This is a genomic window from Ruegeria sp. BF7 (assembly GCF_056538605.1).
The window spans coordinates 72,840-87,101 of record NZ_JBQFTM010000002.1 but is presented as its reverse complement, the minus strand read 5'-3'; the positions used below and the strand labels follow the sequence as shown (position 1 = coordinate 87,101).

The 14,262-nt window shown below is 59.1% G+C and carries 16 protein-coding genes; 13 read left to right on the top strand and 3 right to left on the bottom strand.

Translation table 11 applies throughout. The features are described 5' to 3' along the window. Positions 1–53: 53 nt before the first annotated feature. The 8 genes from ACR0IK_RS06265 to ACR0IK_RS06230 are packed head-to-tail and all read left to right on the top strand — an operon-like array spanning position 54 to position 9,241. The gene (locus ACR0IK_RS06265; protein WP_480640845.1) at positions 54–491 is read left to right on the top strand and encodes a hypothetical protein; all 438 of its coding nucleotides are present in this window, start codon (positions 54–56) and stop codon (positions 489–491) included. Next, positions 488–793 (top strand): NADH-quinone oxidoreductase subunit NuoK, encoded by a 306-nt coding sequence (gene nuoK / locus ACR0IK_RS06260; protein WP_005984024.1) that lies wholly within the window; start codon positions 488–490, stop codon positions 791–793. The genes ACR0IK_RS06265 and nuoK overlap by 4 nt, the downstream gene beginning before the upstream one ends. Positions 794–799: 6 nt before the next feature. Beyond that, entirely contained in the window at positions 800–2,980 is a 2,181-nt protein-coding gene (gene nuoL / locus ACR0IK_RS06255; protein WP_480640844.1) for an NADH-quinone oxidoreductase subunit L, read from the top strand. Next, positions 2,980–4,524, top strand: coding sequence for an NADH-quinone oxidoreductase subunit M (locus tag ACR0IK_RS06250; RefSeq protein WP_480593148.1), 1,545 nt, complete (start codon positions 2,980–2,982; stop codon positions 4,522–4,524). The genes nuoL and ACR0IK_RS06250 overlap by 1 nt, the downstream gene beginning before the upstream one ends. A 15-nt stretch (positions 4,525–4,539) precedes the next feature. After that, positions 4,540–5,982, top strand: a complete 1,443-nt coding sequence (gene nuoN / locus ACR0IK_RS06245; protein ID WP_480593149.1) for an NADH-quinone oxidoreductase subunit NuoN — start codon at positions 4,540–4,542, stop codon at positions 5,980–5,982. A 54-nt stretch (positions 5,983–6,036) separates the two neighbouring features. Beyond that, complete coding sequence (locus ACR0IK_RS06240) at positions 6,037–6,786, top strand: biotin--[acetyl-CoA-carboxylase] ligase (protein WP_480593152.1); 750 nt, start codon at positions 6,037–6,039, stop codon at positions 6,784–6,786. 11 nt (positions 6,787–6,797) lie between these two features. After that, complete coding sequence (locus ACR0IK_RS06235; RefSeq protein WP_480593155.1) at positions 6,798–7,577, top strand: type III pantothenate kinase; 780 nt, start codon at positions 6,798–6,800, stop codon at positions 7,575–7,577. Further along, positions 7,574–9,241, top strand: a complete 1,668-nt coding sequence (locus ACR0IK_RS06230; RefSeq protein ID WP_480640843.1) for a ribonuclease J — start codon at positions 7,574–7,576, stop codon at positions 9,239–9,241. Before ACR0IK_RS06235 ends, ACR0IK_RS06230 begins: the two co-directional genes overlap by 4 nt. 3 nt (positions 9,242–9,244) lie before the next feature. Here ACR0IK_RS06230 and ACR0IK_RS06225 read toward each other — a convergent pair whose 3' ends face one another. Then, complete coding sequence (locus ACR0IK_RS06225) at positions 9,245–9,946, bottom strand: NUDIX hydrolase (protein WP_480640842.1); 702 nt, start codon at positions 9,944–9,946, stop codon at positions 9,245–9,247. A 25-nt stretch (positions 9,947–9,971) separates the two neighbouring features. Next, on the bottom strand, positions 9,972–10,370 hold the full coding sequence (locus tag ACR0IK_RS06220; protein ID WP_480640841.1) for a DUF983 domain-containing protein: 399 nt from the start codon (positions 10,368–10,370) through the stop codon (positions 9,972–9,974). Positions 10,371–10,569: 199 nt separating this feature from the next. Here ACR0IK_RS06220 and ACR0IK_RS06215 point away from each other — a divergent pair, with 199 nt between their 5' ends. The 4 genes from ACR0IK_RS06215 to ACR0IK_RS06200 are packed head-to-tail and all read left to right on the top strand — an operon-like array spanning position 10,570 to position 12,468. After that, positions 10,570–11,037, top strand: coding sequence for an EF-hand domain-containing protein (locus ACR0IK_RS06215; protein WP_480593165.1), 468 nt, complete (start codon positions 10,570–10,572; stop codon positions 11,035–11,037). Between the two features lie 6 nt (positions 11,038–11,043). Further along, complete coding sequence (locus ACR0IK_RS06210) at positions 11,044–11,655, top strand: RNA polymerase sigma factor (protein WP_480593167.1); 612 nt, start codon at positions 11,044–11,046, stop codon at positions 11,653–11,655. Next, positions 11,648–11,998: a hypothetical protein gene (locus ACR0IK_RS06205; RefSeq protein WP_480640840.1), complete on the top strand. Its 351-nt coding sequence runs from the start codon at positions 11,648–11,650 to the stop codon at positions 11,996–11,998. The genes ACR0IK_RS06210 and ACR0IK_RS06205 overlap by 8 nt, the downstream gene beginning before the upstream one ends. Next, the gene (locus ACR0IK_RS06200; protein WP_480640839.1) at positions 11,995–12,468 is read left to right on the top strand and encodes a periplasmic heavy metal sensor; all 474 of its coding nucleotides are present in this window, start codon (positions 11,995–11,997) and stop codon (positions 12,466–12,468) included. Before ACR0IK_RS06205 ends, ACR0IK_RS06200 begins: the two co-directional genes overlap by 4 nt. Positions 12,469–12,473: 5 nt before the next feature. Here the strand turns inward: ACR0IK_RS06200 and ACR0IK_RS06195 are convergent, their stop codons facing one another. Beyond that, positions 12,474–13,874, bottom strand: coding sequence for a diguanylate cyclase (locus ACR0IK_RS06195; RefSeq protein WP_480640837.1), 1,401 nt, complete (start codon positions 13,872–13,874; stop codon positions 12,474–12,476). A gap of 87 nt (positions 13,875–13,961) precedes the next feature. Here ACR0IK_RS06195 and ACR0IK_RS06190 point away from each other — a divergent pair, with 87 nt between their 5' ends. Further along, entirely contained in the window at positions 13,962–14,246 is a 285-nt protein-coding gene (locus ACR0IK_RS06190; protein ID WP_480593177.1) for a DUF3572 domain-containing protein, read from the top strand. Positions 14,247–14,262 lie beyond the last annotated feature (16 nt).

The following is a 14,262-nucleotide window of genomic DNA, read 5'->3' as shown; positions in this document are numbered from 1 at the left end:
CTGGTGAGTGCATATTACCCAATTGGTTTCAAGATGCCTTGGGGCGCGCCCCTATGGCAATTGGAGACCGTTGCGAGTTTGAAAACGCAGGCTCGTGGAAGTCGCCAGTAGAAGGTGGTCCAGTCATCGCTTTTTCAGGTTCGCTTATCGCCCAGCCAATTACTGATTTGAAATGCGGGGCGATCAATGACCTCTGGGTTGCGGACTGCGCAACAGGCGACGCGGTCGTTTTCCGCGGGAATTTGTGTGGCGGGGCGGCGCTAACAATTCCCAACACCTCAATCGAATGTTTTGATGGCCCAGATGGCCTGTTGGAAATGACGCAGTCTTCCACACTTTCTCAATTGACCACATCAGCTGAGAAGAATGGGATCACAGCCAAGGCTGAGAAAATTGAAGATCATTTAATTGATCTTCCTCGCAGGCGACGGCCTGAACCCACCTGCGGCTGCAAACTCTACTACCCCGACTCGCCAGGAGCGAAGCTATGATCGGACTTGAACACTATCTTACGGTCGCGGCGACGCTGTTCGTCATCGGCATCTTCGGTCTCTTCCTGAACCGCAAGAACGTCATCATCCTGCTGATGAGCATCGAACTGATGCTGCTGGCGGTGAATATCAACCTCGTGGCGTTTTCCAGCTTCCTCGGCGATCTGGTCGGGCAGGTGTTTACGCTGTTCGTGCTGACCGTGGCTGCGGCCGAGGCGGCGATTGGTCTGGCCATTCTGGTCTGCTTCTTCCGCAACCGCGGCACCATCGCGGTTGAAGACGTCAATATGATGAAGGGGTAAGGGAACATGGAAACCACCATCCTCTTTGCCCCGCTGGTGGGCGCGCTGATCTGCGGCTTTGGCTGGCGGTTCATCGGTGAGAAAGCCGCCATGTGGACTGCCACCGGCTTGCTGTTTCTGGCCTGTCTGCTGTCGTGGATCGTGTTCTTCGCCTTCGACGGCCACACCCAGCAGATCGAGGTTATGCGCTGGATCGAGAGCGGCTCGCTGTCGACAAGCTGGGCGGTGCGTCTGGACCGGCTGACCGCGATCATGCTGATCGTGGTAACGACCGTATCTGCGCTCGTGCACCTTTATTCCTTTGGCTACATGGATAACGATCCGCAATGGCGTGAAGGCGAAAGCTACAAGCCGCGCTTCTTTGCTTATCTGTCTTTCTTTACTTTTGCCATGTTGGCGCTGGTGACGTCGGATAATCTGGTTCAGATGTTTTTTGGCTGGGAAGGCGTGGGCGTTGCTTCGTATCTGCTGATCGGGTTCTACTATCGCAAGCCATCGGCCAACGCTGCTGCGATTAAAGCATTCGTGGTGAACCGGGTCGGTGACTTTGGCTTTGCTTTGGGCATATTTGCGCTGTTCTTTCTGACGGACAGCATCAACCTCTCGGACATCTTCGCGTCGGCCCCTGAACTGGCGGAAACGCAGTTGCACTTCCTGTGGGGTGAGTGGACCGCCATCGAGGTGATCTGTGTGCTGCTGTTCATCGGTGCGATGGGCAAGTCGGCGCAGTTGATTCTGCACACATGGTTGCCGGATGCGATGGAAGGCCCGACGCCTGTGTCGGCCCTGATCCACGCTGCAACCATGGTGACCGCCGGTGTCTTCCTGGTCTGCCGCATGTCGCCGCTGATGGAGTTCGCGCCGGGTGCGACCGGGTTCATCACCGTGCTGGGGGCCTCGACCGCATTCTTTGCCGCGACGGTGGGTCTGGTGCAGACCGATATCAAGCGTGTCATCGCCTATTCGACCTGTTCCCAGCTGGGCTATATGTTCGTGGCTGCCGGTGTCGGCATGTACTCGGCGGCTATGTTCCACCTGTTCACGCACGCGTTTTTCAAGGCGCTGCTGTTCCTTGGTGCCGGTTCGGTGATCCATGCGATGCATCACGAGCAGGAAATGACCGAGTACGGTGGTCTGCGGAAGAAAATCCCCTATACCTATTGGGCGATGATGATCGGCACGCTGGCCATCACCGGTGTTGGCATTCCGCTGACCACATTTGGTTTCGCCGGGTTCCTGTCCAAGGACGCGATCATCGAGAGCGCCTATGCAGGTGGGTCGGCTTATGGTTTCTGGCTGTTGGTAGTCGCGGCTGCGTTCACCTCATTCTACAGCTGGCGCCTGATCTTCCTGACTTTCTACGGCAAGCCGCGTGGCGATCAGCATACGCACGACCACGCGCATGAAAGCCCGATGAGTATGCTGGTGCCTCTGGGCGTGCTGTCGCTGGGTGCGGTCTTTGCCGGCATGATCTGGTACGGTAACTTCTTTGGTCACGCGGACAAGGTCGGCAAATTCTACGGAATTCCGGTTGCCGAGGCGTCCGAGCATGCTGAGGCGGGCGATCACGGCCAGGCGGATACGCATGCTGATACGGCTCATGCGGGTGATGACAACGGGTCGGACACGCTTGCGGATGACGGCCACGGGGATGAGGCTGCGCACGCTGACGCTGGTCACGGTGACGAGGCGGCCCATGGTGGGGATCACCACTATGTCTTCACCGGCAAGCCGGGCGAGGGTGCCCTGTATATCGCGCCGGATAACCATATTCTGGACGACGCACACGCGGCTCCGAAATGGGTCAAGGTTTCGCCGTTCGTTGCGATGGTGCTGGGATTTGTCATGGCCTACTGGTTCTATATCGTGAACCCGTCGCTGCCGGGACGTCTGGCACAGAACCAGCGGCCGTTGTACCTGTTCCTGCTGAACAAGTGGTATTTTGACGAGATCTATGACGCGGTCTTCGTCAAGCCCACGGTGGCGCTTGGCCGATTCCTGTGGAAACGCGGCGATGGCAACACCATCGACGGCTTCCTGAACGGTGTCGCCATGGGCGTTGTTCCCTTCTTCACCCGCCTCGCAGGCAAGGCGCAGACGGGCTACATCTTTACTTACGCCTTCTGGATGGTTCTGGGCATCGCCGCCCTGGTCACCTGGATGTCGATCGGCGGAGGCGCACAATAATGGATAATATCCTCTCCATCGTCACCTTCATCCCCGCAGTGGCGGCAGGCATTCTGGCCCTGTTCCTGCATGGCGATGATGTGGCCGCGCAGCGCAATGCGAAATGGGTTGCGCTGGTTGCGACAACGGTGACCTTCCTGGTCTCGATCGGCATCTATACGGGCTTTGACCCGTCCAACACCGGCTTCCAGATGGTGGAAGAGGGTGAGTGGCTGCTTGGCCTGAAGTACAAAATGGGCGTGGATGGCATCAGCGTTCTGTTCGTGCTGCTGACCACCTTCATCATGCCGCTGACCATTCTGGCCAGCTGGCAGGTCACCGACCGCGTCAAGGAATACATGATCGCCTTCCTGCTGCTGGAAACGCTGATGCTGGGCGTGTTCATGGCGCTGGATCTGGTGCTGTTCTACCTGTTCTTCGAGGCAGGTCTGATCCCGATGTTCCTGATCATCGGTATCTGGGGCGGCAAGGATCGCATCTATGCCAGCTTCAAGTTCTTCCTCTACACTTTCCTCGGTTCGGTGCTGATGCTGGTGGCGATGGTAGCGATGTACGCGGATGCAGGCACCACGGATATCGAGGCACTGATGAGCCATCAGTTCTCGTCCGAAAGCTTCAGCGTATTGGGCATCTATATCGTTGGCGGTATGCAGACGTTGATGTTCCTGGCGTTCTTTGCCTCGTTTGCGGTGAAAATGCCCATGTGGCCGGTGCACACCTGGCTGCCGGATGCGCACGTGCAGGCCCCTACGGCGGGTTCGGTCGTGCTGGCGGCGATCCTGTTGAAGATGGGCGGCTATGGTTTCCTGCGGTTCAGCCTGCCGATGTTCCCAGTGGGTTCGGCGGTGATGACCGATCTGGTTCTGTGGATGTCAGCTATTGCGGTTGTCTACACCTCGCTGGTCGCGCTGGTGCAGGAGGACATGAAAAAGCTGATCGCCTATTCCTCGGTCGCGCATATGGGTTTTGTGACCATGGGGATCTTTGCTGCAAACCAGCAGGGTATTGACGGTGCGATCTTTCAAATGCTCAGCCACGGTTTCATCTCGGCGGCGCTCTTCCTGTGTGTCGGCGTCATCTATGACCGGATGCATACCCGTGACATTGACGCTTATGGCGGTCTGGTAATCCGGATGCCTGCCTATGCGCTGGTCTTCATGCTGTTCACCATGGCTAATGTCGGCCTGCCGGGAACCTCTGGATTTATCGGCGAGTTCCTGACCCTGATGGGCACGTTCCAGGTCAACACCTGGGTCACCGCAGTGGCGGCGTCCGGTGTGATCTTCTCGGCGGCCTATGCGCTGTGGCTGTACCGCCGCGTGGTCTTTGGCGACCTGATCAAGGAAAGCCTCAAGGCGATGACCGACATGACCTCGCGCGAGCGGCTGATCTTCGCGCCGCTGATCGTGATGACCATCCTTCTGGGCGTCTACCCGTCGTTGGTGACCGATGTAATCGGTAACTCGACCGCCGCACTGATTTCGAACTATGACACGGCTCTGGCCGCGGCTGAGGCCGTGATCCAGACGGCCGCTTCGCACTAAGGAGGCTTTGGAGAAATGATCCAGGCTGATCTGACAATAATCCTGCCAGAGATCGTTCTGGCCGTATATGCGATGGCCGCTCTGATCGGGGCTGTCTATACGGCAAAGGATGCACTGGCGCCGGTTCTCGTGTGGTCTACGGCTGGCCTGATGGCGCTGCTGGCCATCTGGATTGCAACCAATGGCGATGGCGTCAACGTGGCCTTCAACGGCATGTTCATCGACGACGGGTTCTCGCGCTTTGCCAAAGTTGCGATCCTGCTGTCTGCCGCGGCCGTTTTGGTGATGAGTCAGGACTACATGTCGCGTCGCGGGCTGCTGCGGTTTGAATATCCGCTGCTGGTGGCTCTGGCCGCTGTGGGCATGATGATGATGGTCAGCGCAGGTGACCTGATGTCCCTGTATATGGGGCTGGAACTGCAGTCGCTGTCCCTTTACGTTGTGGCCGCCTTGCGCCGTGACAGCGCGAAATCGACCGAGGCCGGTCTGAAATACTTCGTGCTTGGCGCACTTAGCTCGGGTCTGCTGCTGTATGGCGCATCGCTGGTATATGGCTTTACCGGCACCACGCTGTTCACGGGTATCATCCAGACCGTCCATCATGGTGATATTTCGGTTGGCCTTCTGTTCGGCCTGATCTTCCTGATCTCGGGTCTTGCGTTCAAGGTTTCGGCCGTGCCGTTCCACATGTGGACACCGGACGTGTACGAGGGCTCGCCCACGCCAATCACCGCCTTCTTTGCCACCGCGCCGAAAGTGGCGGCGATGGCGCTGTTTGCCCGCCTGATGCACGACGCCTTTGGCGGAGTGGTCAAGGACTGGCAGCAAGTGATTGTTCTGCTGTCCGTTCTGTCGATGCTGCTGGGCGCGGTTGCCGCGATTGGGCAGCGCAACATCAAACGGCTGATGGCGTTTTCGTCGATAGCCCACATGGGTTATGCGCTGATCGGTCTGGCGGCGGGTACGGAAATGGGCATCAAGGCGATGCTGATGTATCTGGCGATCTACGTGACCATGAATATCGGCACCTTTGCTTTCATCCTGATGATGGAACGGGACGGCAAACCAGTCACTGATATCGACGCGTTGCGGCAGTATTCCAAGCGTGATCCTGGTAAGGCTTTGGCTGTTCTGATCCTGATGTTCAGCCTCGCGGGCGTGCCGCCGATGTTGGGCTTTTTCGCCAAGTTCGGCGTCTGGCAGGCCGGTGTCAGCGCAGGTCTGACCGGGTTGGTTATTGTCTCGGCCATCGCGTCTGTGATCGGTGCGTTCTATTACCTGCGGATCGTGTTTTACATGTATTTCGGGGATGAGAACGAAGATCCGATCGAAACGCGTTCCACGCCGGTTCTGTGGGTCGCTTTGATGGGGTCGGCCGCTCTGATGCTGGTCGGTGTATTCTATCAGTTCGGCATCGAAGGCGCTGCGGCAGCTGCAGCGGCAACACTTGTCAACTGACGTGACAGGCATCCAAATGCAGGGGGCTCGGTCAACAGACCGGGCCTTTTTGCCATGACTGCTTGGCCGCAAGGATACGGACTGCACATCGTGCAGGAGATCGACAGCACCCTGAATGAGGCCGCCCGGCTTGCCCCGACGGCGCCGGGTCCGGTCTGGATCATGGCGCACCACCAGACCGCCGCGCGGGGACGGCGAGGCCGCGCCTGGGCCAACCCAAAAGGCAATCTGGCAGCGACCCTGTTGATGCGCCCGCAGGGCAATCCCGAACAGGCGGCGTTGCGCAGCTTTGTGGCCGCGCTGGCGCTTTTTGATGCCTGTGTCGCGGTGACCGGCCGGGCGGCAGGGCTGTCTTTGAAATGGCCCAATGATGTGTTGCTGAACGGTGGCAAGCTGGCTGGTATTTTGCTGGAAAGCACCGGGCAGGGACGTGAACTGTCTCATCTGGCCATCGGGATCGGAGTGAACCTGTCTGAGGCCCCCCCGACCTATGCGGTCGAACAAAGCGCGGTGCGTCCTGTTTCTCTGCTGTCGGAAACCGGTGCGGCTGTCATCCCCGAGGATTTCCTGACTGAGTTGGCCTCGGCATACGCAGGGTATGAAACCCAGTTCGTGACCTACGGGTTCGAACCAATCCGGACGGCGTGGCTGTCCCGTGCTGCCCGGTTGGGCGAGGTAATCACCGCCCGCACCTCAACCTCCGAGACGGTGGGAACCTTTGAAACCGTGGACTCTAACGGCAACCTTGTCCTAAAGACCGCCAAGGGCCGCGTCAGCATTCCTGCGGCGGATGTGTTTTTCTGAAGGAGGCGCAGATGCTTCTGGCAATTGACTGCGGTAACACCAACACCGTTTTCTCGATCTGGGACGGTGAGGTGTTCCTGTGCACGCTGCGCACCTCGACCCATCACTCCCGCACGGCGGATGCCTATTTCACCTGGTATTCGACGCTGGTGAAACACTACGGGATCGATGCGGACATTACCGATGTGGTCATTGCCTCGACCGTACCGCGTGTGGTGTTCAACCTGCGCATCTTTGCCGACCGTTTCTTTGGTTGCCGCCCGCTGGTTGTGGGCAAGCCGGAATGTCTGCTGCCCGTGGCGCCGCGCATTGACGAGGGAACTATTCCCGGCCCTGACCGTCTGGCAAATGCGGTTGGCGCGTTTGATCGTCACGGTGGCGATGTTGTCGTGGTCGATTTCGGCACCGCCACCAATTTTGACGTGGTCGCCTCGGACGGGGCGTATGTCGGGGGTATCATCGCGCCCGGCGTGAACCTCAGCCTTGAAGCACTGCACCAAGGGGCGGCGGCCTTGCCGCATATCGACATCACCCGCCCGGAAAAGGTTATAGGCACAAACACGGTTGGCTGCATTCAATCTGGCGTGTATTGGGGCTATTCCGGCTTGATCGAAGGGCTGATTGCCCGGATCAAAGAGGAATACGGAATGCCGATGAAAGTGGTCGGCACCGGCGGGCTTGCGCCTTTGTTCGATCAGGCGGATGTCGGGTTTGATGCGATCGAAGACGATCTGACGATGCACGGGCTGACCGTGATCCATCGCTATAACAAGGAAAATGGCTCGACATGAGCAGTGAACGACTGATCTATCTGCCGCTGGGCGGTGCCGGCGAAATTGGCATGAACGCCTATGTCTATGGGTACGGCAAGCCGGGGCAAGAGCGGCTGATCCTCGTCGATCTGGGGGTGACCTTTCCGGATATGGACACGACTCCCGGTGTTGACCTGATCCACGCTGATATTTCGTGGCTACAGGAACGGGCTGACCGGCTTGATGCCGTGTTTGTCACCCACGCGCATGAAGACCACGTGGGTGCGGTTGCGCATTGCTATGAAGCGCTGGGCGTGCCGGTCTATGCTCGCGCTTTCACCGCCAATATCGCGCGCCGTAAGATGGAAGAACACGGCCACCCTGAGGACGCGGTGCAGACGGTTTCGGCCTGGCCCGAGCAGATTTCTGTCGGCCCGTTCAAGGTTGGGTTTCTGCCGGTTTCACATTCCATTCCCGAAAGCGCGGCGCTGGTGATCGACACGCCCGAAGGCCGGATCGTACATTCCGGGGATTTCAAGCTGGACACCGACCCGGTGGTGGGTGAAGCGTTTGATCCCGATCTGTGGGCCGAGGTTGCCAAACCCGGCGTCAAGGCGCTGGTCTGTGACAGCACCAACGTGTTTTCGCCCCATGCTGGCCGCTCAGAATCTGAGGTCGGCCCCGAGATTACCAAGCTGGTTGAAAGCGCCGAGGGCATGGTGGTCGCGACCACCTTTGCGTCGAACGTGGCGCGGGTGAAAACGCTGGCCGAGGCAGGAGCACGGGCCGGGCGTTCGGTTGTGCTGCTGGGCCGTGCCATGCGGCGGATGATCGAAGCTGCGACTGAAACGGGCATCCTCTCTGATTTTCCCAAGGTTGTCAGTGCCGAAGAGGCCGTGGACATGCCGCGCCAGAACCTGATGCTGATCGTGACCGGCAGCCAGGGCGAGCGCCGTGCCGCCAGCGCACAACTGGCACGCGGCAAGTATCGCGGAATTGAACTGAAAGAGGGTGATCTATTTCTGTTCTCGTCCAAAACCATCCCCGGCAACGAGCGCGGCGTAATCGTTGTCATGAACCAGCTCAGCGAAAAGGGCGTGGATGTGGTGGACGACAGCTCGGGCCTGTACCACGTGTCCGGTCACGCAAATCGTCCCGATCTTGAAAGGGTGCACGCGCTGATCGACCCGCAAATGGTGATCCCGATGCATGGTGAACACCGGCATCTGCGCGAACATGCCAAGCTGGCCGAAGCTGGTGGACGCAAGGGCATTCTGGCGGTGAATGGCACGATGCTGGACCTGACCGGCAATGAGCCGCAGGTGGCGGATTTTATTGAAACCGGTCGCACCTATCTGGATGGCACCGTCAAGGTTGGCGCTTTGGACGGAATCGTGCGGGACCGTATCCGCATGGCCCTGAACGGGCACGTGACGGTCACGGTCATTCTGGATGAAGAAGATGAACCGCTGGGTGAACCGTGGTGCGACACGATGGGCTTGCCCGAGATCGGTACCTCCAAAGCCGCGCTGGTCGACGTGCTGGAAGAAGATCTGAACCAGTTCCTGATGCGGGCGGACGCCAAAACCCTGCGCGACGATGACAAGCTGGAAGAAGCCATGCGCCGCATCGTGCGTCAGACCGCCAAGGCCGAGATCGGCAAAAAACCCGAAGTGACCACGGTGATCAGCCGGATGAAGTGATGCCTAGTCCGCTTCAGGCATCGGATAGCCTTTGAGCTGCAGGAACAGGCTTTGTTCCTCGGTATGCAGGTAGAGGGGCACGGTTACAGGCGGCTCGGGGTTTGAAACCCGGGCTGCAATTTCGGCCAAAACCACCTCGGTAATAAAAGGCAAATCCAGATCGCGCGCACGGCCGAGCGGCACCCATTGCAGGTGGGACAGCTCATCCGAGGCGTGGCCGAAATCGTCCAGATCGCCCTGGATCGCGTTGGCATCGACCAGAAAGAAACGCGCGTCGAACCGGCGAGGGCGGCCTGGCGGCGTCACGGCGCGGAACACAAACTGCAGAGCATCCGCGGCTGGTCGGAACCCCATGGAGGCAAAGCTTTGCCAATCCTCTGGAACCGTGCTGTTCCAAGTTCCGGGTTCACCCAAGATCAGCCCGGTTTCTTCCCACAACTCGCGGATTGCCGCCGCGGCCAGCGCGTTCTGCAGCCCCGGTTCGGACTTCTCGTCCAGCCGTTCGCGGCAAAGTTCGGGCATGGGGGAGGCCAGAGGAATGCTTCCGTCCGCCGCATCAACTGCACCGCCGGGAAACACGAACTTATTGGGCATGAAGACGGCTTTTGCGCCGCGCTGTCCCATCAGGATTGATGGTTCGGTCAAACGGTTCCGCAGGACGATAACCGTCGCTGCATTTCGTATCGCTGTTTTGTCTTCTGTCATTCGCTGATCAATCTGTCCGCGCGGGTCATCGAGCTTTTTCAAACCCGTGCATCCGACGTGCCCATTGATAGGCGACCACAGCGCCTTTCAACCGGGGAAGCAGGAAAAGCGACAGGGCCGTGCAGCCGATGGCAAAGATCAGGAACATGGTCAAAGGCTCGGGGCGAAACTCGACATATGTCACATGCAACGCAGGGGCCAGCAGGTGACCGACCAGCAATATGGTCAAGTAGGCCGGGCCGTCATCCGCCCGGTGATGAAACAGCTCCTGCCCGCAATTGCTGCAGCTATCGTTGACCTTCAGGTAGCCGCGCAACAGCCTGCCCTCGCCGCATTTCGGGCAACGGCCGCGAAACCCTTTGATCAAAGCGGGCCGTGTCGGACGGTCATCCTCGGTCGTGGTGTCGATCGTCTGATCTGTCATTTTGAAACTCGCGCGTTCGATTGCGCAGGATAATGCGCTTGTTTTGTTCCGCAGAAAAGGGGGGTGCGGCGCATTGTGACTTAGGTCGGCTGCATTAGGTCGCCAAAAGTTTTTAGGTTTTAGCGACGGAACCCGTGGTCCTACTCGTTTGAATTAATGTGAGCAGCGGCGATGGGGCCGCAAACAAAGGGAAAACGATATGAAAAGCGCGAAACTCATTCCGGCCATCCTGATATCGGCCGTTGCAGTCACAGGCACCTCGGTTCTGGCGGCCGGGCCGAAAGATCGCGAACCTGTGAGCTTTCAGGAATTGGACGCAAATGGTGACGGTCAACTGACCAAGGAAGAGATGGAGGCCCACCGGACGAAGCGATTCACCGAAGCCGACACAAATGGCGATGGTCAGTTGAGCGTCGAGGAAATGCAGGCTACCGCACAAAAGAAGGCCAATGACCGCGTGACCAAAATGTTCGAAAGGAATGACGCCAACAAGGACGGATTTCTGAGCGAGGACGAGTTGCCCAAACCACGCCGCACTGGCAAGATGTTTGACCGTATCGACGCGGATAACAGCGGTACGATCTCGGAACAGGAATACACCGATGCAAAAGAGCGGATGGGCCGGAAGAACAAAAGGAACGGCAAGGCGGACTCTGACGACAGCTGATGAAGGATGGAGGACCTGACGTCCCCCCTGAACGAAGTCCGCGGTGCCTCATGCGCCGCGGACGCGTCGGACGATGCGTTGCTGCGGCAGTTCGCCAAGGGCGATGCAGCGGCGGCACGTACGTTGACGGATCGGCTGGCACCACGATGCTTTTCGGTGGCTCTACGAATGCTCAGCAATCGGGCCGAAGCGGAAGATGTGACGCAGGACGCAATGATGCGGCTGTGGCAGATGGCGCCGAACTGGGTGCCCGGCCAGGCGAAAGTGTCTACCTGGCTCTATCGTGTGACATTAAACCTGTGTGTGGACGTGCAGCGCAAGAAACGGCCGGACCGTCTGGACGATGTGCCAGAGCCCGAGGACGAAGAACTCAGCGCGGCGGATCGATTGCAGGACGCAGCGCGCAGGGACGCGCTGCAGGAGGCGTTATCGCAATTGCCGGATCGTCAACGTCAAGCGGTGATCTTGAGGCATATCGAGGAGTTGCCCAACCCCGAAATTGCAGGGATCATGGGCATTTCGACGGAAGCGGTGGAAAGCCTGACCGCGCGCGGGAAACGCGCCCTGGCGGCAATACTGGCCGGGCGACAGGATGAACTGGGGTACGAAGATGGCTGAGAACGATATGGACCTGGATCAGTTACTTGCCCAAGCACGGCAAACCCAACCCGAACTGCCCGATGATCTGGCGGTTCGCATTCTGACGGATGCCGAAGCGGTGCGTCTGGACCGGTTGAAACCCACAGTGCCCCCGCGCTCTGTTTGGGCTCGGATTCTTGATGGAATCGGCGGTTGGCAGAGCATGGGCGGACTGGTCGCGGCCAGTGCAGCAGGTATTTGGATCGGAGTGTCCGCACCAGGTTTCCTGCCTGATCCGGCGACAATTATCTACCCGCAGGAGAACAGCTTTGTGGTCGCCGACCTTGGCCTGGACACAACATTTCTGGAGGACGCCGAATGAGCGATAATACCAAGCCCAAAAGACGGTGGGTAACGGTTCTTCTGACCGTATCGCTGGCGCTGAACCTTTTGGTTGTCGGGGTCGCTCTGGGCACGGTTTACCGGGTCAAGGGTGGGGATCACGGCAAGGCGCCCCCCGGATTTGGGCCAGCGATTTATCGGGCGCTGCCCAAGGAAGATCGGAAAGTCTTGCGCGGGGAATTGTCCGAGCGGCATGTGAAAGGGGCAAAACTCCGGTCTCAGGATTTTGCCGCGCTGGAGGCCGCCTTGCGGGCGGAGCCGTTCGATCCAGCGGTTGTACAGGCTTTGCTGCAGCAGCAGGCGCAGGCCATGGCAGACTTGCAAAATGCGTTACAGGAGGAGTGGCTGAACCGGATCACAGCGATGACGGATGCCGAGCGTCAGGTTTACGCGGACCGTCTGCAAGAGGTGGTAAAACGCAAACGTCACGGTCGAAAGAACAAGAACTGACGGTCTCAGGCCGCGCTTTGCTGGACCTGAACCTGATTGCGCCCAGCGGTCTTGGCAGCGTAGAGCGCGGTGTCGGCTGATTTGATCAACCTGTCCAGCCCAGCAGGTTGATGCGATGGCGAGGCGAGATTGGGCTGGGTTGCGATCAGTCCGATGCTGATCGTGACCGGGATAGGGGCAGGGGTGTCTGGCAGGTTGAATGGCCTCTCGCGAATGCACTCACACAAGCTCCGAGCCAGTTCGAGCGCCTTGGCTTGCGTGGTTTCCGACAGGCCGATCATGAACTCTTCCCCTCCGATCCGGGCAATGAAACCTGCCGAACCGACGGTTAGCTTCAAGCGTCTGGCGGCCTCGGTCAGAACCAGATCCCCACCTGTATGGCCGAACTTGTCATTGATGGCCTTGAAATGGTCCAGATCGGCCAGCATCACAGCGAGACCTTTGCCGGTGCGGGTGGATTGATGGGCGATCTGATCCATCGCACGCATCGCATAGCGGCGATTATGCAACCCGGTCAGAGGGTCCACCCAGGACTCGACCAACCCACGCCGCAGCGACGCGCGCATCTGATCCAAGCTGGTTTTTCGCTTGATCTGGCTTTCCAGGCGCAACAGGACCTCTTCTGCGCAGAATCCGTCCATACAGATCGCGTCGGCGCCGCGGTCTAGCGCCTCTGACGCCAGCACGGCATCGTCTTCCGCAAGAACGCCGATCAGCACCGTATGCCGGGTGGTGGTGCGGGATTTCAGGTCGGCCAGCAGGTTAAGACCAGACGGATTCGTGCTGATTTCAAAGATGATGGCGTCCGGCACTGGCCCGGACAATACACCCCGCAGGTTTGTCGTGGTATGCGCAGACAGGTTGTGCCGCGTTCGCTGTGACAGGGCATTTTTCCACAACGCTCCGGTCCGCGCGGATTGCGTCAGAATAGTCACACGGGCCGCCTTGGGCGGCAAAATGGGTGCGGCACTCGACTCCGCAAAGCCCATGGGATGTGAACCGGACCCGACATGCAGGTCCAGCGCTTCTGCCCGTGCGCGCAACAGGCTACGCACCCTTGCCAGAAGGACCGTGTCTTTGAACGGATGCGCCAGAACATCATCCAGCCCATCCGAGAGTGCTTTCAACCGGGCGGCCTTGTCGTTTTGAGGCGCGATTGCCACCACCGGTACACCGATCAGGTCTGGGTCGGCCAGAACCAGCCTTTTGACATCCGCAGCCGTGCCATCCGGCAAGGCCTGAGACGTAAGCACCAGATCGGGGTTGGCGCGTCGCAACAGCCCGGTGAGACCCTGAAGCCGTTCGCCCTGTACGACGTGGTACCATGCTGCCGTCAGTTGGACCTTCAGCATGATGCGATTGGTCGAGGTCCCGTCGAGGACAAGGATGGTTCCCTGCACGGACATATCAGTCACCATTGATTGCATGCGTTGCCAAAGTGTTTATGAGTCTGGTTAATAAACCCTTTCCAAGACCTGATCCGGGGCTACTTTATGTCAATCTCCCCTCAATCTGCAGAAACTCTGGCGCTCAATGTTTTGGGCTGGCTGGTGGGCAACGAAGAATTGCTGCCGGTTTTTCTGGGTTCGACCGGGGCTTCGGCGCAGGATCTTCGTGACAGGGCGGGCGAACCGGAGTTTCTGGGATCGGTGCTGGAGTTTCTAATGCTTGACGATTCGTGGGTGATCGCTTTCTGTGACACCAACTCCGTGCCCTATGATCAGCCCGGTCAGGCTCGCGCGGTGTTGTCCGGTGGCGCCGACATCCACTGGACCTGATCAACAACCTTGCAGG